This window comes from Fodinibius sp. GM21 (genome assembly GCF_058386955.1).
This window is the reverse complement of sequence record NZ_JBYEIQ010000003.1, coordinates 595092-616013: the sequence shown is the minus strand read 5'-3', so window position 1 is coordinate 616013 and position 20922 is coordinate 595092. Positions and strand designations below refer to the sequence as shown.

The window sequence follows — 20922 nt, the reverse complement described above, 5'->3', positions numbered from 1 at the left end:
TGGCTTATGGGTATAAATACAAAACATACAGGTATTCAATTAATAAACGGATTTCTTGAGACTGAACTTGCTGCCTTTAAAGATACATATCGAAAAGAAGGTTCATTATCGATACAAGATCGCAGGAGCTTTTCGATCGCCTGGGTTTGTTACTTCTTTGAACAATGGATTAGCGATTCGTTTAGAGAGGATCTTTCTGCATTTGTCAGTAAGGTTATGGAGGAAGAAGATTATGATACCTTTGGCTGGCAGCGCATCCCGTCACTCCAGGTCGCATCATTCATCCTAACTAGAAATGAGGAACACAGGGATGAACTGCTGACGCATGTTGGGTGTAATCAATCAATTATTCGGCCTTTGATGATTCGAAGTGCTGCGATTATTGCACCACAGCTTTCATTCAATAACAAGTATTTGGAATATGCAGCCAAAAGAAATTTAGAGAAAATCCACGGTTTTTATGAAGAGAGTACCGTGTTATATCTATGTACGAACGGAGATCGGAAAGAAAAACGAAGATGGGCTTTAAAGTTCAAAAAGAAAGCCAAGGCGCAACAAATTCAGTCGTTTCAAAAGCTATTTGAGCAGAATGAACTATATAGGAATTCTTTCTTTGTTGATGAATTCGCCGAGGCTAAATCCTACTTCATATTCAAACTCTTTTCTGATCCTGTATTAATTGAATATCAATCCTCGGAGAAGTCGTTTAATCCGGCAGAAATTTTTACCGAGCTAAGTAAAAAAGAGAAAGAACATCCTCTTTCGCGAGCCTATATCGATTTAAGCTGTTTAAAAGAAGAGAAGACTGGATTGTTTAAAGAAGAAAATCAGTGATTATGGTAGAAGAAACCGAAGTACAAAATTTAGAAGAGAAACTTCGCAAGAAAGATATTAACATCTGGCGCTTGGCTGATTCGGACAAATGGGAATACCTTAAAGAAGAAAACTTACTATCATTCGATTATTTAGACCAAGAAATTGATTATCACACTATAGAAATAGATCAATTAAGAGGAAAAACATCGATCAAGCCTTGGGTTAAGGAGCTATCTATTGGTGATCTTATTTTTGTGATGGATAAGAATCATTACTACGGAATTGCAGAAGCTGTTTCAACGTACAGTAAGGATGGTCCACTTGTCGATATGGGTGGTTCAAAAGAAAAGCCTGCCATCGAAGTAGAATATATCCATAAATTAAGCGATCCTATTTCCCACCAAATTTCAGATAGTCCTCGGCCAAGAACATTTGCCAAAATTGATCAATATGACTTTGGATTAATCAATGTTCTAGAATTTTTACGACAATCAGTTCCTGAGGCTATCAAAGCAATGGAAGACTTTTTTAATAACTATTATGAGGACAAGAGGAAGGAAGTAATCCAGCAGTTAAAGCAATTTGAGAAAGAGGAGCATGTACAACTATTTGCTGAAATGGTTCGGGAGCTTTACGATGATTTAAAGCTATCAAAAGATTCACCCAAAATAGCTTTGACTGTTCCTCAAAAACGTAATCGGTTTACGCTAAATCTAAATAACCGATTATATCTGGGATTGCGTAATCATAATGGGCAAGATGAGTTTCTTTTAACGTTGGATAAGCCCGATTATGAAAAATTATTAGAAGATGAAGACTATGAAGGTAGTTTAAAATTACTCCCCGATGATAGATCTTCTTTTGCTGAAAAAGATAATTTAGTTGATGCAATAATAGTTGTAGTATCAGCTGATTTTATGAAGGAAAAGCAAAAAGAATTAACAGGTTTTTGGCTCCGTAGCGCCTACCGATACCATGATGTTATGGAGCGGTCACCCTATAAAAAGTATCACAGTTCTTTCTTACAGGCTCTTGTTTACGATCAAGATAAATTGCACTACTACTGGGAGGATGCTGATCAAATTGATTTGATTGACAAGGTCTCACAAAAACTAATGTCATCAATTGAAGCGATATTTCCGAATTTTAAGGGCTTTACCGATCCGCGATTTATTGAGAGAGAAATTACGTACAAACAGCGTATCATCCGTGATGCCCAGGAGCAGTTTTCCAAAAATTCTATGAGAAAACTGCTTCAGGAAGAAAATTATGAGGAAATTTATGAACGAGTTCTCAAAATAGGTCGTCATAAAGACAATAATCTGTTATATAAAGGCACGCCCAAAACGGGCGATCTTGCCTTATTGCATGATGAAAGTCTCGATCTTGAAGCATTTGCTGAGCCCATTACTCATCTGGTACAGCATCACTGGGATGAATCAGGTAAAGAAAAGGTTGATCTATTTTGTGACTGGGCTGAAGGTCAGGGATTGCCGAATAAATGGACCTTTGTTACGTACTACATGTTTGTAACAAATCCTGAGGAAGAGCTGTTTGTAAAGCCCACCGAGATTAAGGCATTTTTGGAAATGCTCGATAAAGGTGACTTATGGCATCATCGTCCCACCGGTGAGGTTTACCAGACCATAAAGGATGATTTAAAAGCTGTGGGTGATGCCCTCCCTTTTGAGGTCAAGCGGGGATTCCTCGATCTGCAAAGCTTCCTTTGGACAGCATTAGCGGCCGAATCAGATGAATATGCGAAAGCAAAAGGGTATTTAGAAAAGTTTTCGGAGGTAGCAGACAATCATTTTGCTGAAACAGACTTTCTAGAATCGCGCTATCAGTTTTTTCAGGAGTTCTTTACAAAAGAAAAATTAGAGCAGGCTGACTGGAGTGATTTTCAAGAAATGGGTAAAAAAGTCCATGGTCTTGCAACCAATGCCTTGGCTTTAAAACGAGCTTTCGGTGATCCCAACCATGACATCGAACGCTATCGTAAGGCATTTTTATATCTGGCCTATGGCGATGATCCCTTGTCAGATCGAATCAATGCAATGCTGGATAAGGACAGTGAGTATCACCTAAAATATTTGGCTGAATCTTTTTACGGTGAGTTGGTCGGATATTTATTTCCTGAGAAATTCGTGTTTTATAACCGTCGTGATAAAGAAGCTACTACCTTCCTGGAATTAGATATTTCCCGTGAACGTGGTGAATCGTTTGGTGATTTTTTCATCCGGTATAATGAGGATTTAAACCCGCTTTTGGATCTTTATCAAGAGATTATCGGCCAACGGACACAAACAACCGTTCCGTTAGAGTTAGACCAGTTTTTTAGTTGGTTGTACGAAGATCATGTATCCAAAGAAGAGGAAACAGACATTAGTCAAGAGGTAGCTGACAAAGATCGCAATTACTGGTGGCTAAATGCGAATCCGGATATCTGGCGTTTTTCTGACAACGAAGTTGGACAAGAGCAGTGGTATACTTCCCATAATAAGAATGGAAACAAACGGCGAATATACCAACACTTCCAAGAAGTTGAATTAGGTGATTTAATAATTGGATATGAATCTACTCCTGTAAAACGAGTTAAAGCGGTATTAGAAGTAACCGAAGCCCTACATACAGATGACGATGATAAAGAAAAGTTTACCTTCAAACTGAAGGAGTTTACTCCAAATCAGCCAAGCTGGGAATCGTTGAAATCTATTCCCGAACTGGAAAACTGTTCAGTGCTTAATAACAATCAGGGCAGCCTGTTCCAGTTAACGGAAGATGAGTTTTTGACGATACGTGACCTTGCAATGAATGGGATCCAGCAGTATCAACCTTATACCATGACAGATGCATTGGAAGAAGTCTTCATGGAGGAAGGTAAGCTTAAAAATATTCTCGATTTGTTGAAGTACAAGAAGAATATCATTCTACAAGGGCCACCGGGTACTGGGAAAACTTTCTTAGCAAAACGCTTGGCTTGGCTCATGTCCGGCGTTAAAGACCCTAATCGTATTGAGGTAGTGCAGTTTCATCAATCCTATTCTTACGAAGACTTTATTCGGGGTTACCGTCCCACCGAAGAACACTTTGAGTTGAAGGACGGGATTTTTATGCAGATGTGTAAGCGGGCCAAATCAGATCCTGAAAACAAACCTTACTTTCTAGTAATTGATGAAATCAACCGCGGGAATCTGAGCAAGATTTTTGGAGAGTTGATGATGCTTATTGAAAATGATAAACGTGGTTCTGAGTTTACGGTAAAATTGCCGTACCGTAAAGGTGAGGATGATCCCGATTTTTATATCCCGAAAAATTTACACCTGATTGGTACGATGAATACGGCCGATCGCTCGCTGGCCATGGTTGATTATGCTCTCCGCCGTCGTTTCGTCTTTATTGATATGATGCCCAACTTCGGAGATAAGTTTCAGGCTCATCTTAAAGAGCAAGGCGTTGAAGATCATTTAATTGATACAATTGTAGAGCGTCTCGGTGAACTGAATAAGAAGATAGCCGATAAACAAGAGCTTGGTCCTGGGCCGGGCTATCAAATTGGTCACAGCTATTTTTGTGGTACTGAGGACGGTGACGAAGACTGGTATAAAAATATTATCAGATACGAAATTATACCGCTGCTTAACGAGTACTGGTTTGATAAACCTACCAAAGTAGAAGAAGTCGAAGAACAACTACTTACAATATGAAGCAGGTTCCTGTCCAAAATATCTACTATCTGCTAAGCTACGCTTGGGATAAGCTGGATGAAGCCGAGCTAACCAAGGCCGGGATTGATGATTTTGAGGAGGTCGCAAACCTCTTAGGTAAAGTGCTGGCAAACGGGTGTAGCTACTTATTTAAGCGAGGGCTTTATCGAAATTACCGTCAGAAGGAGGAAGAGATACCTGGTATTCGAGGAAAACTATTAATTGATGAATCATTAGGTGGTCTTTCTTTCCAAAATAAAAAAGCATGGTGTCAGTATGATGAGCTAAGCCGTAATGTGTTACCTAATCGCATCCTTAAATCAACAGTCCGACGTCTGTTGCAGATGCCTGTGATTGAGAAGGGACTGCATCGGGAGCTTAAGGAAATTTATTACCGATTTTCCGATGTAGAAGAAGTTATTTTACAGCTACATCATTTTACTAAAGTTCCAATCCATCGCAATAATGCTTTTTACGGATTTTTGATACAGGTCTGTCAGCTTATTTTTGAGTCCTCGGCGCTGGATGAATCCGGCCAACAATACCAGTTCCGCGACTTTACCCGAGATCATCAAAAGCTGGCTCGACTATTTGAAGCTTTTGTCTTTAACTTTTATCAGAGAGAACAGGATCAATACAAAGTCAAAAGCCCGAGTTTTTCTTGGCCATTTGAGTCAACAGTAAAGGAGCACAACGACTTACTCCCTTCTATGTTTACAGATATAGTATTAGAGGATGAGGAACGGATTATTATTATCGATACTAAGTTTTATTCCAAAACAATGGCTCGGCGCGAAGATATAGGTTCGATATCATTTAAATCTCCCAATATGTATCAGATTTTTGCCTACATGCAGCATATACCTAATCCACAAAATAAAAAAATTGAAGGAATGCTACTTTATCCGGACGTGGGAGATTCTATTCATGCTACTTATACGTGGAAGGATCAGGTGCTAACTTTTAAGACAGTAGATTTGAAAGAGGAATGGCGGAGGATTGAGAAAGAACTATTTGCTGTCACTAATTTATTGAAGCTAGATGCTGCATAATGGGAAGTCCCAACTTGTACCAAACCTTACCATTTGCTGTCAATAGACAACATCTTGTTCATTTCAAAATCTCGTTAACTATTTGCTTAACTGGATTCAGGCGATCAGCATGATTTGTGGCCCAAATTATCCAAGCTTTAAATTTAAATTCTTCTTCTTTGGTAAGATCCAATTGTGCCTTCTCCCTCTCTATTTCATCTATAAAGTCATAAATATATTGTGATTTGGTAAATGTTTGAGCTTGTTCTTCAAGAGCAGCCCTTCTTGCACTTTCGTTTTCAAATTGGTCTTTAGCTGCTTCTTCGATTTCTTTTTCTAGTTTATTGATACGTTGTTTTTCTTCCCTCTCTATTCGTCTCTGTTTTTTGTTCTCAGCCATTGATTCAAGCTTAAAGAAAAATTCATCGAGCCTATCTTCTAATTGCTGGGACTTGGTATCAGTGATAAGCCTGCTAGGATGCCCCCATTTATTTCCCAAAAGGTTAAGCTGTAGTTTGCCTAATGGAGTGTATTCATAATCGTAGTCCCAGCTCCGTTCTTTTTCCTCTGGCTTTCGTTTCCGACGCTTCCCTTTTTCCCTTAACTGAAAAAAGATTTTATCTTTGCCCATTTTAAAATACATCCAATGGGAACTGTTATCTAAGAAGGAATGAATAGAGTAACCTCTCTTTTCAGCCTCTTTAATGATTGTATCTAGTATGCGTAATCCTCGGTCTAAGTTATCAGGTCCAACAGAGATATCTAGGGGACGCCCACCTCTTACCCGGTTAAAACGATTCAGGGATTTTTTATTAAGATTCTTACGGGCTTGTTTGACCAATTTGTGAGGTTTGTAAAGGTTTTTTGGAACAGAGATCGTTTTAGTGGATTTCTCTTTGTACTTCGATTTCTGTTTTCCTTCACGAATGGTTAAAGTAAACGACTCCTTATCTGATTCAGGAAGTTCAGGTTTAGTGACTTCTTTATCATGTCTCAGTTTTGCCCAATATCCTGAAGATGGTGTGGGTATGTCTAGCTCTTCACAAGCCTTGTATAGTTTATGACTGCTTATTCCTAACTCTTCAGTCAAATGGGATACCGGCTTTTCCCAAACCTTTTCATAGAGTTCATTTCGTTCGAAGGTAATTTTCTTCATCTGGCTCTCCTTTTATATCGATCAATTTTTGGATGGTCTCCATATTCTTAGTGATCGAGATAAAAATCAATATCTAAGCCGATAAAAGACTAATGATTTCATACGTTGCGGAAGGAGATCAGGCGTTAGAATGGAAATTTGAAAGCCGTTTTTTATGGGTTTATTTACCGGGACAAATATTTTTTGAGAGGCTTATTATTTGATTGCGGCTCATAGTCAAAAGAATTCTTTCTCTATAGGGTAATTAGAGATAGCTACTAAATGCCAAATTTGCTAGATAAATTGCTTGGGAGTTCAGGCAATTTATCTTTATGTAGGGCCAAAGCATCATCTTTTTGAAATTGAATCCATTCAACTGCCTCATCAAATTCAGATTTCGTTGCAGCTTTTTTAAGGTTTTCAAATAGTTTTATTGTTTCTTTTTGAACTTCATCCAATTCATTTAAATGAGAAAATCGTAGGATTATTCTTAATATCCCAATTCCGCTTCCTAAGATTCTTGGATTGTCTTGTTCCTCTATTCCTCGATAACAAATTTGATGACTAAGATTTATTCCATCTTTTAGTAATTCTATTTTTTCAAGAGGTATTTTCTTCTTCATCTTATGTTTTTGATGCATTGGATATAGTGCATTACGAGCTACTTCAGAGAGTTTATTTGTGATTTCAGTACAAGATTTTCGTCTTAATCTACTTTCTGCTTCATAAATACAACTCAAAACTTCTCGTTGGACTCTCAGTGAATTACTATCCGTATATTGATTTAACTTATGTAATAGATTTAGAAATTCATCTAAATCTGCATTTCTAAATTTATAATTAAGATCATCTATTTGAGAAATAGCATTTGCCTCAACCTCAATGGTAATATTAGTTTTTCTTTTCGCTTTTAATATTCGATCCAAATCTGCTTTCCTACATTGATCAGTGCTACTTCCTCTTCTTAGATAGATATACTCGTTGTTATCACTCTTTTTGGCAAAATAGGGTAGGTCTGTTACTTGTCCTTTAACTTTCAATACATAAATATTTGAATTCTTAATTCTTACGTTTTTTAAAGTGATAGTAGGAGCTGGAGTTACTTTTGAACTAATTATTTGTTGAAGATTAGATTCATCCAGTTCAATATTAGTACCATTTATAAAGTTTGGTCTTTCTTTTAAACCAAAGACTAAGTAACCGTTTTCCCCTCTCCAGTTATTTGCCATTGCACAAACATCTTTTGCAAACTCATCTTTCCAGTCTTCCTTTCCAGTTTCTTTATACCAGACACCTTTTATATCAATGGTCTCTCCCTCAACCGGATGATCACTATTTCTCAATTTTTTTATTAAGTTTTCAACAATTTTCTTTGAGTCCATTATAAAATACAATACCTGATTTATCTTTATGACCAAATATTCTGTTGGGTATCATTCTGTTTAAGAACAAACCAACTGTCATCTTTATAAATATTTAATAGACGATCATAATAGTCCTTTCTTATCATCACCGCTACTCCTTCAAGACGGGGGACTTCAGTTCCATCACTTACGCTACCAAAGTAATCTTCCTTCCAGGTTGCCAATTTGATAATTACTTCTCCCTCATTGTTATATGCTTGAAAGCCGTTATGAAGTTTGGTATCAATAGATAGTTCCAGTTCTTGGATAATAAAAGGTGAGACATAGATGATGTGGGAGAACTCAAGTGTATCATTAATATCAAGCTTACATATAGGAAGGTCAGCTGGAGGATTTTCTTCTTTATAATAGTCTGTTCTGAAGATGTATTGAGCATAAAACTCATCTTTAGGAGTAGGACCATCACTAGTGGAAAGCACTAGTGATGAATGTCTACGTTTCTTAGGTTCAATATTATCACCATAAAGTTCCTTTTCCTTTGAGGCTATTACTATCCAACCATTTTGTTCAAAGGTGTTGTTCTTATCACGAGCTTCAAAAGAAGGGAAATTCTCCGGTGTCGGAATACACGAAGGTCGTTTTCCTAAAGCTCCAACTTGTAGAGTTATTTCCGGTAAGAAAAAATCTAGTTTACAAGTATATGATGGATCCCGATATTTAGTCATTTCTTTTAAGGCCCCGTAAAATTGGGCATTTATTATCTCATATACAGCATTAGCATTTGAAACTATCGGAGTAATTAATTTATGTGTTTGAATCTGATAGGAACTGTGTTCTTTGCTAATTTCATCTCTTTTAAAACTGTAAGCTTTATATGTCCCGTCTAAGGAAAAATATTTAGTGAGATTTCTATACTTTACATGGATATACGGAAAGAAATCACTGTCATATTCGTGTGCTTCCAGTTGAATACTTTTTGCTGCAGACTCATCCAGCTTTAAATTGTAATCGACAAATGATCGTATGTACTGATCTTCGAGGAAAAATCCAGTAGGATATGTATTTAACAGTTGTCCAATTAACTCATCAGGAATTTCATCCTGATCGACATTGTCAATAAGTACCTGGAGTAAAACTGCCCTATGAATGGGTAGAAGCTTAGTATTATGTGAAAAGGCCCAATAATAGGGTTTAAATAGTGCTTGGGGTGCTGTCTTTGCAACATAAGTCAATGACCAGATAATACCCTGATTTTTTTCAGTGGTTAGAGTTTTGAGCCTAGCAATTAAGAGTGCAACAAAAATCTCATCCCGATTAAACTCCTTAAGTCCATCATACAATGACTGGTTAATTTCCGTGTCTGGTTGATGAGGTAACCGTCGTTTTACTATTTGGAAGGTTTTTTCAAGAAGGGGTTTGACTTGCTGTTCTTCTACCTTGAGCTCTGATAAAGCTTTAATGAGATTACAAGAGAATAGATTGGTAAATGCATCACCGCGTCCAACTATTTCTTTTAACATTTCAAGAGTTTCATCAGGTGCAACATTAAAAGCGTGCTGTAGGTATTTCTTATAGTGTAGTCTGTGCAACCATCCGTCATATAGATACACAAAAAGAGAAACATTAAAATAAAGCCATTCAGTACTCCCAACCTCAAAAAGGTCATTCACCCAGTCTCCTACGTCACGACCATACCTTAGACTCTTAGCCGCTTGGCGAAGTATTGCTTTCTTCTTTTCCCAGTCAGAATTTGAAGTGACCACCTCTTGAAAAGCAGATCCATGATGTTCCGAGAAATCATTTGTTTCAAGAAATGCCAGGGTATCATCTAGTGAATTTGTTGGTAGCTCAACTGAAGATTGTGATTTAGATTTATCAATATCTTTCTCATTCTCTTCTTCAATTTGAATAGAAATGCCATATTGCTGTTCAAATTTAGTTGCTATTTCCGTTGAATATGTTACGTCTTGATCAACTTCAGGCCGAGATTGTAACCATCGGTTATAGACTTCTTGAAGGTTTTCATCAATCCTATCAATCACGTTTAAGCCATTATGAATAATTTCTTCTGAAGATACGAGGGGAAGAGATCTACACAGGAGGAACCATTGTGTTGGGGTAAACATATCTGGATATTCTTCCAAGATGTGTAAGAATTCACTCTCTTGATGCCAATTTGCTTCTTTACTTTCTAGTGTTTCACTTACAAGAAACCTCAGAGCATCAGAAGGAAATACTTTTATAAATTCCTTAAACCATTCAATTGGATAGCTACTTGTTGACTTGCCGTCTGTATGAGTAACTACAGTCATGGACATATGATACAGTTCAAAGAACCATTCTGTATCTAAGGTCCCATAGGTTTCTTGGAAAGGAACACTAGAATACAATATTTCGCTAAAGGTACGATCTTTTCTAAATCCATATGCTGTAAGTGCCTGAATACCTTCTTTATACTTCTCCTTTGACTCTTTTTCTTTTCCTGCATCACTCAATATCCGGGCATATCCGAATGCAATTTCAGCCACATCCGAGTAGACTCTTCTCGAGCCCAAGGGACCGTAATAATCTTCGTATTTTTCTAGTACATCATCAGATGGTAAATATCTCTCAATCAATTCTAGAAATTCTTCTTGAGCCAGTGGACCACTGAATGAACGTTGGAAGCTTGTAGTTAGCTCGGTTACCCTTTCCAAACGTTCAAAACATGAGCTAAGGAGTGCTTGATCTCCATCACAGAGTAATAAACCTCGGTGAAAAGATTTTTTGATGAAAGGGAGTTGTTTGTGAAGATCACAAGCCCGGGGTTCTCCTTTAAACGGTTCTAGATCTCGAACTAGATAAGAAAATGCATCAATAAGCTCATCATTACTAAATTCCTCCCTTTCTGAGAGTTCCGTAATTTTAATGAGATAAATCAGCCAGTTTTGAAACCAATTATAATCTGACAGGACTTCAATAGCATCTTCTATTTCTTCTTTTGATGCTCTCTTTGTCAGATTGATAACATCACGAATCTTGTTCCTCCAGGTTTCATCATGGACAAAATGTTCGCTTTTGACAATATTTTCTACTGCTTGCTCAAGGTTTATAGCTGATGGTTCATTGAGTGTGGTGATTATTTCTTTAAATAAAGGTGTATTTTCAATCCAATCTTCGCCAACATAAATATTCCACCATGCTATTTCGTCCAAAATATTTTCGAAGGCTTCTGTATGATTTTCATACACGTTCTTAATCAGATCGTCAAACTTTTCATAATTGTTGGTATGAAGAAGTTTAACTGCGACGAAACCGAGTTGTTCATAGGGAATACCTGAAGTGAAGGAGACAATATCCCAATGAATAACGGATTCACCTTCATACGCTTGTTGAGTCAGAAATTTCAGGGTAGCTTTAGTGTTTATTAAGAGCTGTTCTCCATCCCAAAGGACTCTATACATTAAATCTCTACCGTGAATACCTTTAATAGCATTAAGATAATTAACAAGGACTTTATCAGCGACATGATCAAGTTCATAGATGATTTTTGATTGTTCTGCAATAACAATCATCGGGGTAAATTCATCGACATATTTCAGCGATGTTCTCTGCAAATCATGATTTTGTCGGATTCTATGGAAGGGTTGAGCGAAATAAAGGCTTTTATCGATAAAGTCTATATCAATTGTTTCTGCTATTTTATCATATGAGTTAACTTCATAATAAAGTTTTAAAAGATGACCATAGGCTTTTGTTGATTTGAAAAAGGAATGAGTTTCAAGCCACTCAATTAGAGGCCGATATACTAAATACTCAATTGAAGCCCCCTCTTTCTTAATTCTGTCAATTATAAAACGCTTGAAACTTTCATGGTATATAGAATATCCATGAGCCGTCTTATAATTGAGGATAGGTTTTAACTGTTCGAGTTGTGTAGCAACAATATCTCCACGATGAGTTATTTCTCTGAGTTCACGTTCTGTCAATGAAAAGTCTGCGCCACACAAAACATTGGGAACTCCGGCATCTTCCTGGATCTGCTCATAGAGATACTGATAATATCCAGTAAGATTGAAGTCATAAGGTGGGAGTGAAGCTATCCATTCAAATGAGGAATGTGTCTTATTTTCAACAGCATGGTCGATAAGATATTTAATGTAAAGAGCATTGCCTTCACTTTTCTGATGAATCTCTTGTGAAAGCGAAACACCCTCTACTTCATAATTTTGGATAGCATGTTTTTCTAAAAGGTTTTTAACGAATTCTTCTTTGAGTGGGTCTAATGTGCATTTATCAAAAGATGTAAGTTCATTAAGTTGCTCAATTGGCTGTGAGACTACAAGGAGTGAAACATTAGGATTAGAGCAGTCGAGTTGTGTAAGTGCTTCAAGTATAGCTGTCTCGTCTTCAGTAATTCCTCCTCTATTCTTTTGGTAAACTCTCCAAATATGGTCTATACCATCGACGATTAGTAGTGTTTCTTTCTCAATATTATTAAGCAGACGGTTCAATTCATCGAGATTTGAAGCGTACCTTTTAGTCTTATAGTGTCTTAGATCTTGATCGGATTGAAGTATTTGAGTGATGAGGCTGCCATACAGAACGTTGGTAGTGATTCGATCAAGAGAAAGGGGATCTTCAAGTGCTGTATAACAATAGTGTTTTACAGTCTGGGTGTCTGTTAAATATTTCTCGAGGTTTTCAATAAACCATGACTTTCCAGCACCCGGCTCTGCAGTGAGAATTACTTTATTTTGATCTTTTAAAGCCTTAAGTACTTGATCAACACGTCCTGGTGTATCAACGAGTAAAGATTCATCAACAGGAAAGTTTTGCTCTATCCCTCCGTAATCTTGGGTTATGCCGACCTCCTGAGCAATTTCGTTACAGCTAATAGGAGTACTATTTTTTGTAGCTCTCATTCTTCTTGCAATGGTACTTAAGCTCTCTGCAACTTGACGAACATTAAGATGATCGTTTGGGTAAACACCAATACCAATACTTTTAATAGTACGAGCTAACAGGCTTTCAAGACCCTTTGAGTAATCTTGAAGAAGTGAAGACTTTGGATACCCAACTTCAATAATTAAGGAATCTAAAAAGGCTTTAAATTGCTCCCGGTCAGCTGATTTAGACCAAGCCTTAAGAGCTCTCCATGAAGGCAATACTTCATTACCTTCCGGCCAAAGTTTATCACAATCGAATTGATAACATGTCGTTCCGGATAAGAGACTATATTGATCTGAGATCTGTGTAAGTACTTTAGAAATAGGATCATCTGCGGCTGGTTTATCCCATGCTAAGCATACTCTCCAAGAACAATTTGGTTGATGCAAAGCATCCCATGTCTCGAATAGATCAAATAGTGCCAAGCCATAGGAAGCACTCGAAGAAAAATCCTGTTTGGTTAAGGCATGTTGATGGTCATCATTGCTATATTTGACCTGTAGAAACGTTGTTAGGTCTTCTTGATAGAATGCAAGATCGTCAAACTTGTCAGATACTCCATCAGGAGTTTTTTTATGATCAAAATTAAATTTTGTAGATGTTTTCCCTTCACTAAGTTTCTGAGCTATAAAATAAGCTCCTAATATGTCTTGATAGATATATCCTTGATCGGCAGAGGCAAGCACAAAGAAATAGATTAATGGATAAAATTATTACAATTTGATATAACTAAGTCAGTAAGATTAAGTCTAATGTACAGTCGAGCCTATTCAAAAAGTCATTAATATTTTTTCTCTAAATGTTTCCATGTTTTTATAGTTGGCAAGAATGGAGACCTGATATTATTCAATAACTCATAAAATTCGAATTTACTATCTTCAGAGTCAATTTCTTCAGGTATTTTGTATGAATACCTGAATTGTGCTTCTTTAACATAAACCCGATTATAGACGGGTCTTACATAGTGAACTATTCCATTGTAAACGTTAGCACTTAATTCACACAATTTTGTAAAATGATAACCCCCAAAATCATCGATTAGCCAGTTATCTATATCTTCTAAAATGAGAATTTCCTTTTCTGGACTTATTTCTACACCACTTTTTTTATAAATCTTCAATAGTTTTTCTAGTATTCTATTTGATCGAGGCAGTGCATGTTTGTACCTATTCCCAATTAAATAAAGAGCATCTTTTCTCAGTAATTTAATTAAAAGTTCTTCGTCGATATTTTGTGAATATATTTCGTATTTGAATTCATGCATCAACCAACTCTGAAATTCAGAAACGGCCTCATTTAACTTATTTATATGAATTGATTCCTTATCTAATTGAGGTGAATCACATATTTTATTTAACAGTTTTAATAGATTATCACCTTTATTTTTACTTGGAATAATTTCCTTGTTAACTCCCGATATTAGCTCCAAGAGTAGTATGTAAAAATATTTCTTTGCATTTAATCCCTTAGGGAGTACAGTCTTTACTATTTTAGAACGGTCATCAGGAAAATTACAGACGGAGTAATTTACATAACTCGTTATTAGTTTAACTGATGAATTTAGAACTCTTACTTCTTGATGAAGATCCATAAAAGACGTGTTATATAGATGTCTAATTAGGCAAAAAGCCTGACTGATTAGAACTTTCAGAATAGCCTTTTAACAACATTTGGTTATTAACCGATTGAGTTAATACGGGCTGGCTACTCAAACTATTATTAGGATTGGAATACTTGTACATATAAAGAGCTATTCCAAATCCAGTCATAGCCCCAATGCCTGCTCCCGTAGCATTATTAGAAACAGCATGTCCGGTAATAGCACCCAACATGGCTATGATAGCGCCAATAACGGCCCGACTTTGCGGTGTATCGTGGTCAAGTGCTTTTTTCAGTACCAACGGTAGGGTAACCATCCCTGCGGGGCGGACATAGTCTTCTCCTTCCGGCAAGAGGGAATAGTTATTGATGATCTGTTCCGGTTTATTTGCACTTTTTTTACCCTTATTAGGGCTAATAGTAAACTGTTTAGGTGTTTCATCAACTGGATTTTGTCGTTTGGCCAGTAATTGATATTCTCCGGGGACCAAAAACGCAGGAACTTCATATCCTTTAATGCGCCCTGAGTCTGTTTCAACGGCCCATTCATATACAGGGTATCCCCCGCAATTGTATCTCTTTTTAACAGCTTCAGAAAGAGAAGGGGCTGCAACATCTAACACTTCGGCTAACTGTTTCCCATTTAAGAATATAAAATTGTCTGTAAGAGAGGTATTATCAGTAGGTTGGGTTTCCATAGTTATTCATCCTGGTTAAATAAATAGGCTAATAAGGCAACAATACCTCCGGTAAGAAGTGCGCTTTTCAGTCCATTTATGAATTGTTGTTTTTGTTGTTCCCCCTCAACCGCATTTAATCTTTTTCTTAGCTGGATCATTGTAGCTAGAGCAAAATCATTCGGCTGGGCCGTCCCTCGTTCCCATTTAAGAACAGCTTGTGCAGTAACACCAAAATAGCGACCAAATTTGGCTAAACTCCATCCTAATCGTTCTCGTAATTGGTTTATTTCTTGTGGTTCCATATAGATAGAACATACGAAAAATTCCGATAAAAATCATCTTAGTCATTAACTAAGTTAATAAAAAAGCCTAAATTAGGCCTAATTAGGCTAATTAGGGTGGGAGATTAGTTGTTTAGAATTGATTCCAGTAGTTTTTATGTAGATAATATCGCATGCACTTATTTATAAATGTATGCAAAATTATAATTATGTCTGTATCCAACGAAAAGATAAAGGAAACGCTTGCCGTGTTTGAAAATCACGGTGGAATTATGCGTACTTCCGAGGCACTTGAAGAAGGCATTCACAGTCGAATTCTTTATTGGATGCGTGATCATGGATATCTGGAAAAGCTTGAACGGGGAGTATATAAAGCTAGTTCTGCTGAGCCGCTGTCCAATCCGGATCTGGCAATTATTGGTACGAAAATTCCGGCGGCCAGGATATGTCTGATTTCAGCACTGCACTTTCATGGTATGACAACGCAACTTCCTCATAGAATTCATATAGCTCTTTCTAGAACCAGGAGAAACCCCAAGCTAGATCATCCTCCAATTAAAGTTCACAGGTTTTCAGGAGATAGTCTTACCGAAGGCGTAGAAACCCATGAGATAGATGGTATAGAGGTTCAGGTATATAGCCCGGCTAAGACCATTGCTGATTGTTTTAAATTCCGGAATAAGATTGGTCTTGATGTAGCGATAGAAGCTCTAAAAGATGGAATAAGAGAGAATAAAGCTTCATTCAATGAGATTGATAAATTTGCTAAAATATGTAGAGTACAAAATGTGATTCGACCCTATGCAGAAACAATAGCACATAGTTGAATTCCAAATTCTCTTGTTCATTTTTTTATTACTGTTCACGTTTCGTGAACAAGAGAAGTTTATGAACATAAAGCTAATTTAGTTTAAAAAAATTAATATTTGTCTATATTTTGTTGACAAATATAGTATTTTTTAAACCATTGCTAGTTTAAATATATTTAAATATGTCAATAAAACGTTGACAAATATTGAAAAAAATAAACCAAATATTACAAAAGTGGCCTCAAGGCACTGTTATAACCACTAACTGGTTAAAGAGACAGGACGTATCTCGGCAATCAGTTGATAACTATAAAAACAGTGGGTGGTTAGAGCGGATTGGCCAAGGAGCATATAAAAGAAAAGGCGATGAAGTATCGTGGACAGGGGCCCTATATGCCTTGCAGAAACTAGAACAACTCCCTATACATGTTGGGGGTAAAACAGCATTAGAGTTGCAGGGTTACGGGCATTATATCAAAATGGCTGATCGTGACAAGGTAATATTATGGAAAACACCTGAACTATGGCTCCCGTCATGGTTTAAGAGTTATGATAAGTGGAAGAGCCAATTAGATATACGGTCTGTTACTCTTTTTTCGAACGAAGTAAATGCGTTTTCAGATGCAACAGTTCGAGAGATAGAAGTCCGAATATCATCTGCTGAACGAGCGATACTGGAGTATCTTTATGATGTACCGAAGAAGGAAGGCTTTGATGAGGCTAATTACATCATGGAGGGGCTTGGATCATTACGCCCAAATGTACTACAGGATTTACTCGAAGTGTGTAATTCGGTACGAGTAAAGAGACTATTTATGTATATGGCCGAGCATCATCAACATAGTTGGCTCAAGAGAATAGATACTGCAAAAATAGATTTTGGGAAAGGAAAAAGGGAAATATTGAAAGGCGGTAAACTAAATAAAAAATATAAGATAGTAGTACCGGAGTTATCCAGGGAGGACCAATGATCGATCGTTATCGGAATCAAGTACGGCTATTGCTAAAAGTCCTACCTATTGTGTCAGAAGTTGAAGAATTTGCTCTCAAAGGTGGAACTGCTATTAATTTTTTTTGGCGGGATTTCCCGCGACTATCCGTTGATATTGATCTAACGTATATCCCAATTAAAAATAGGGAAGAATCATTAAGTGAAATTAGAAAGGGAGTAGAGCACATAGCAGAAGCTGTTTCATTAAGGATCCCTGGTTCAAACGTTACTACGCAAAAAAGTGGTGGGACACTGAGTAAGATCCTCATTAGAAGTGATGCTTCCCAAGTAAAGTTGGAAGTAAACACGGTGTTGCGAGGAAGATTATTTGGATCTGTTGAGAAAGAGCTAGTAGCTAGGGTCCAGGATGAATTCGAAATGTATGCAGCTATTCCTACCCTATCGATGGAGGATCTTTACGGCGGAAAGATTTGTGCAGCACTGGATCGCCAACATCCCCGAGACCTTTTTGATGTGAAACTATTGCTTGAAAATGAGGGATTAACCGGGCAAATGGTGACGGCGTTTCTAGGTTATTTGGTTAGCCATTCGCGTCCCCTGAATGAATTGTTAAATCCTAACCCGGTGGATATTGAGAATATCTATAAAGCTGAGTTTGAAGGAATGACCAATGAGCCTGTTCCTTTAAATGATTTAGTAGAAGTTCAGGAAGAGTTGCCGAAATTGCTTTTAAATAGATTGACCGACAAACAGAAGGAATTCCTTTTAAGCTTTCAGCAAGCGGAACCGAAATGGGACTTATTTTCGGTTGGTCACTTAAGGGAAATGCCGGGAGTACGGTGGAAACTCATAAATCTCAAGAAAATGGATAAACAAAAACATCAAGAGATGGGCAAGAAGCTTGAAAAGGTGCTCTTGAAAAGTCGGTAAAAAAAGAAATGTAAAGCCTAAGATATTTTCCCAAGAGCATAGTTCACCCAAGTTAGAGAGATTATCTTAATGATGGGTCTGAAACTGCGAGAATTGGAGGATTGGATTTTGCCGTAAAGTCGCCTTAGTACCCCTCGCGTTGTTACCCCGATGTTACCCCGAGAGGGGTTTTTAAAGAAATTTTGAATTTTTTTAATCCAATAAAAAAACCCCTAACTCTTTGAAAGCTAGGGGTTTATGAAAAGCGATCCGGACGAGATTCGAACTCGCGACCTCCTGCGTGACAGGTAGAAAACACAATCTTCTTATTAATTCTTTTATTTTAGACTAAGATAGCCTAAATATTTGGTTATCATGATTTTAGGGGGTACATTTATTCTTATAAATTCCTTTAAATATGGCTAAGTGCCTGTTATTCTTGTGCCCAAATCGTGCCCAAATTAGAATTTGGGCACGGTATTAGCCGATTAGACCATGTTATGCCTAAAAAGACTCTAACGCACCAATTCATTGAGGCACTCAAGCCAAGTGAGAAGCCTATCACTTTCTACGATGAAAATGAAAAGGGCTTACAGCTTCGATTATCAAGAGCGGGGACAAAAACATTTACTTACCGATATTATTTTAATGGCAAACAGCGCCGTTATAAGATTGGCACATTTCCCGCAAAATCCCTAAAGGAAGCGCGGAAGGATGTAACAAAGATAAAGGCCAAGGTTGATTCGGGTATAGATCCCCAGGCTGAAAAGGACAAGCGGAAACATAAACCTGATCCCAAGACTTTTAAAGAGCTTGCAGAAGAGTTCAAGGAGAAGTATGTGCCTACCCTAAAGGAGCGGACACGCGCCGAATATAAGCGGATCATTGACAAAGAGCTTATCCCAAAGTTAGGCAAGTATCCCATTGATGATATCAGCCGGAATCAGATTATGAGCCTTTTAGATGCCAAAGCCTATGGTCAATCTAAAGGTCAAGATCCCGCGCCGGTTATGGCAAATCGTATTAGAGCACGGTTATCTAAGATCTATAATTTTGCTATAGATAGAGGCTTAACAGAAAAGGCCAATCCAGTGAGTAACGTGCCCAAGTATAAAAAGACCAAGACCGGTAAGGATGTTGAGCAAAAACGGAGTCGGTATTATAGTCCGGATGAGATACGTGAGCTATGGGCCTACTTCGATGACTGGGAAGAGCCTACCGGATCAGTCTTGAAAATGCTATTAATTACAGGCCAGCGCAAAACAGAAACCATGCACATGAGGTGGGATCATATTAGAGATAACATATGGACAATACCGGCGCGCCTTGCTAAAAATAATGAGCAGCATCTTGTCCCATTATCAGACATGGCCTTGCAGATTCTTGATAAGCTTCAGCCACTTACCGGTGAAACCGATTATGTCTTTTGCTCACCTAAGGAAGATAACGCACCGATGAAATGGCTTACCAGGGCAAGGGTAACGATACAGGAAAAGTCTGATGTTTCGGATTTTAGGCCGCATGACTTGCGACGAACGGTTGCCACTTATATGGCCAAACTGGGGGTTGATAGAACCGTATTAGGTAAGATCCTAAATCATAAGGGATTGGCTGGTGATGATCAGGTAACTGCTATTTATGATCGTCATGGGTACTTAGAAGAAAAGAAAAATGCAATGAATCTTTGGGCTTTAGAATTACAAAAAATATTAGTTCATGAGAAAGTAAAAATATAGGATAGCTATGATTGACTTAGATCAAGAGATGAATAAGGAAGAGAAGGCATTGTATAAAAGTGGGATTATTGAACTTGAAATAGAAGAGTTAGAAATTGAATTGGCTAATCGAAATGATTTTACAGTAGTGCTTTACGATAAATATGTTGAGGCTTATGCAAGAGATAAATTTAATGCAGAGGTTGGCTTCGCTACTTTAATATCCGACATTCCAAAGCAGAAAAAGCGGCTGAAGTATGATCTTGAAGGTTATGTGAGAAAGTGTCACAAAATGATTGATAACATTGAGAGGATTGCTGAAAGTAAAGGAAAACCATTCAATGATGATCTTAAGAAAAAGAAATCAGACCTTAAGGGTTTTATATACGATTTATTTATTAATGGAATAGGTTGGATTGAATTAAGAATACATACTGTAATACAGTTTCTTAAAATTACTAATAAGATTTTAGAAATATATGAACAAGCTACTGGCCAAAAATATAATGGTTATGCAGCGTATCCAGTGCTGCAAGGAATTTTGATTTGTGAGAATATTGCAAAAGTAGAGTATAAATTGAAGATTCTAACGAATATCCAAAAGCAAATAATTACAAAAAATTATCCTGGGGAATTAAAACGTTACAAAGACTTATCTAAAAAAGAACAGTTAAAAATAGCTGGAACTGGTGGTCGGGCTGAAGATTTTGCTAAGGCAAAAACCAAGAAATGGTTTTTTGAATTATATCATCAAGAAGATGGATGCTATAAACGTAATGGTAAGCCATATTTCTGCAAAATAGATCAAGAGCTGATTAAGAGACATGAGGCGGATCCTGAAAGTGATGGTAAGCCTTCATTAAGTGCAATGAAGGATCACCGACGAAAGTTGGCCTTAATGAATTATCATTTTTAAGAGAGGGTTAGTAAGGGGATTAATAACCCTTATTCATCTTACCTGGGGTAAAATTTAAAGATAGCTTATAGGTGGTTAA

General features: G+C 37.3%; 14 protein-coding genes. 8 read left to right on the top strand and 6 right to left on the bottom strand.

Translation table 11 applies throughout. The features are described 5' to 3' along the window. Positions 1 to 6: 6 nt before the first annotated feature. The 3 genes from ACT3IB_RS09940 to ACT3IB_RS09930 are packed head-to-tail and all read left to right on the top strand — an operon-like array spanning position 7 to position 5575. The gene (locus ACT3IB_RS09940; protein ID WP_491538854.1) at positions 7 to 834 is read left to right on the top strand and encodes a hypothetical protein; all 828 of its coding nucleotides are present in this window, start codon (positions 7 to 9) and stop codon (positions 832 to 834) included. 2 nt (positions 835 to 836) lie between these two features. Then, positions 837 to 4523 (top strand): AAA family ATPase, encoded by a 3687-nt coding sequence (locus ACT3IB_RS09935; RefSeq protein WP_491538853.1) that lies wholly within the window; start codon positions 837 to 839, stop codon positions 4521 to 4523. After that, positions 4520 to 5575 (top strand): 5-methylcytosine restriction system specificity protein McrC, encoded by a 1056-nt coding sequence (locus ACT3IB_RS09930; RefSeq protein WP_491538852.1) that lies wholly within the window; start codon positions 4520 to 4522, stop codon positions 5573 to 5575. Before ACT3IB_RS09935 ends, ACT3IB_RS09930 begins: the two co-directional genes overlap by 4 nt. 58 nt (positions 5576 to 5633) lie before the next feature. Here the strand turns inward: ACT3IB_RS09930 and ACT3IB_RS09925 are convergent, their stop codons facing one another. From ACT3IB_RS09925 to ACT3IB_RS09900, 6 genes are all read right to left on the bottom strand, one after another. Beyond that, positions 5634 to 6710 carry a hypothetical protein gene (locus ACT3IB_RS09925; RefSeq protein WP_491538851.1) on the bottom strand — a complete coding sequence of 359 codons (1077 nt, stop codon included), beginning with the start codon at positions 6708 to 6710 and terminating at the stop codon, positions 5634 to 5636. A gap of 257 nt (positions 6711 to 6967) precedes the next feature. Next, entirely contained in the window at positions 6968 to 8071 is a 1104-nt protein-coding gene (locus ACT3IB_RS09920) for an AlbA family DNA-binding domain-containing protein (protein ID WP_491538850.1), read from the bottom strand. A gap of 26 nt (positions 8072 to 8097) precedes the next feature. Then, on the bottom strand, positions 8098 to 13668 hold the full coding sequence (locus ACT3IB_RS09915) for a P-loop domain-containing protein (RefSeq protein WP_491538849.1): 5571 nt from the start codon (positions 13666 to 13668) through the stop codon (positions 8098 to 8100). Positions 13669 to 13763: 95 nt separating this feature from the next. Next, positions 13764 to 14573 carry a hypothetical protein gene (locus ACT3IB_RS09910; protein ID WP_491538848.1) on the bottom strand — a complete coding sequence of 270 codons (810 nt, stop codon included), beginning with the start codon at positions 14571 to 14573 and terminating at the stop codon, positions 13764 to 13766. 22 nt (positions 14574 to 14595) lie between these two features. Further along, positions 14596 to 15279: a glycine zipper family protein gene (locus ACT3IB_RS09905; protein ID WP_491538847.1), complete on the bottom strand. Its 684-nt coding sequence runs from the start codon at positions 15277 to 15279 to the stop codon at positions 14596 to 14598. A gap of 2 nt (positions 15280 to 15281) precedes the next feature. After that, positions 15282 to 15563: a helix-turn-helix domain-containing protein gene (locus ACT3IB_RS09900; RefSeq protein WP_491538846.1), complete on the bottom strand. Its 282-nt coding sequence runs from the start codon at positions 15561 to 15563 to the stop codon at positions 15282 to 15284. Positions 15564 to 15751: 188 nt separating this feature from the next. Here ACT3IB_RS09900 and ACT3IB_RS09895 point away from each other — a divergent pair, with 188 nt between their 5' ends. The 5 genes from ACT3IB_RS09895 (at position 15752) to ACT3IB_RS09875 (ending at position 20843) form a co-directional block, all read left to right on the top strand. Continuing rightward, on the top strand, positions 15752 to 16369 hold the full coding sequence (locus ACT3IB_RS09895) for a type IV toxin-antitoxin system AbiEi family antitoxin domain-containing protein (protein ID WP_491538845.1): 618 nt from the start codon (positions 15752 to 15754) through the stop codon (positions 16367 to 16369). 188 nt (positions 16370 to 16557) lie between these two features. After that, positions 16558 to 17322 (top strand): type IV toxin-antitoxin system AbiEi family antitoxin, encoded by a 765-nt coding sequence (locus ACT3IB_RS09890; RefSeq protein WP_491538844.1) that lies wholly within the window; start codon positions 16558 to 16560, stop codon positions 17320 to 17322. Continuing rightward, positions 17319 to 18233, top strand: a complete 915-nt coding sequence (locus ACT3IB_RS09885; protein ID WP_491538843.1) for a nucleotidyl transferase AbiEii/AbiGii toxin family protein — start codon at positions 17319 to 17321, stop codon at positions 18231 to 18233. The genes ACT3IB_RS09890 and ACT3IB_RS09885 overlap by 4 nt, the downstream gene beginning before the upstream one ends. A 479-nt stretch (positions 18234 to 18712) precedes the next feature. Then, positions 18713 to 19948: a tyrosine-type recombinase/integrase gene (locus ACT3IB_RS09880; protein WP_491538842.1), complete on the top strand. Its 1236-nt coding sequence runs from the start codon at positions 18713 to 18715 to the stop codon at positions 19946 to 19948. A 7-nt stretch (positions 19949 to 19955) separates the two neighbouring features. Beyond that, a complete protein-coding gene (locus ACT3IB_RS09875) occupies positions 19956 to 20843 on the top strand; it encodes a hypothetical protein (protein WP_491538841.1) in 888 nt (295 codons plus the stop codon). The last annotated feature ends 79 nt before the right edge of the window (positions 20844 to 20922 follow it).

What these genes read in the sequence shown, in the direction of transcription:
- ACT3IB_RS09940 (WP_491538854.1), top strand. Translation starts at nt 7, where the DNA reads ATGGGTATAAATACAAAACATACAGGTATTCAATTAATAAACGGATTT.
- ACT3IB_RS09935 (WP_491538853.1), top strand. Translation starts at nt 837, where the DNA reads ATGGTAGAAGAAACCGAAGTACAAAATTTAGAAGAGAAACTTCGCAAG.
- ACT3IB_RS09930 (WP_491538852.1), top strand. Translation starts at nt 4,520, where the DNA reads ATGAAGCAGGTTCCTGTCCAAAATATCTACTATCTGCTAAGCTACGCT.
- ACT3IB_RS09925 (WP_491538851.1), bottom strand. Translation starts at nt 6,710, where the DNA reads ATGAAGAAAATTACCTTCGAACGAAATGAACTCTATGAAAAGGTTTGG.
- ACT3IB_RS09920 (WP_491538850.1), bottom strand. Translation starts at nt 8,071, where the DNA reads ATGGACTCAAAGAAAATTGTTGAAAACTTAATAAAAAAATTGAGAAAT.
- ACT3IB_RS09910 (WP_491538848.1), bottom strand. Translation starts at nt 14,573, where the DNA reads ATGGATCTTCATCAAGAAGTAAGAGTTCTAAATTCATCAGTTAAACTA.
- ACT3IB_RS09905 (WP_491538847.1), bottom strand. Translation starts at nt 15,279, where the DNA reads ATGGAAACCCAACCTACTGATAATACCTCTCTTACAGACAATTTTATA.
- ACT3IB_RS09900 (WP_491538846.1), bottom strand. Translation starts at nt 15,563, where the DNA reads ATGGAACCACAAGAAATAAACCAATTACGAGAACGATTAGGATGGAGT.
- ACT3IB_RS09895 (WP_491538845.1), top strand. Translation starts at nt 15,752, where the DNA reads ATGTCTGTATCCAACGAAAAGATAAAGGAAACGCTTGCCGTGTTTGAA.
- ACT3IB_RS09885 (WP_491538843.1), top strand. Translation starts at nt 17,319, where the DNA reads ATGATCGATCGTTATCGGAATCAAGTACGGCTATTGCTAAAAGTCCTA.
- ACT3IB_RS09880 (WP_491538842.1), top strand. Translation starts at nt 18,713, where the DNA reads ATGCCTAAAAAGACTCTAACGCACCAATTCATTGAGGCACTCAAGCCA.
- ACT3IB_RS09875 (WP_491538841.1), top strand. Translation starts at nt 19,956, where the DNA reads ATGATTGACTTAGATCAAGAGATGAATAAGGAAGAGAAGGCATTGTAT.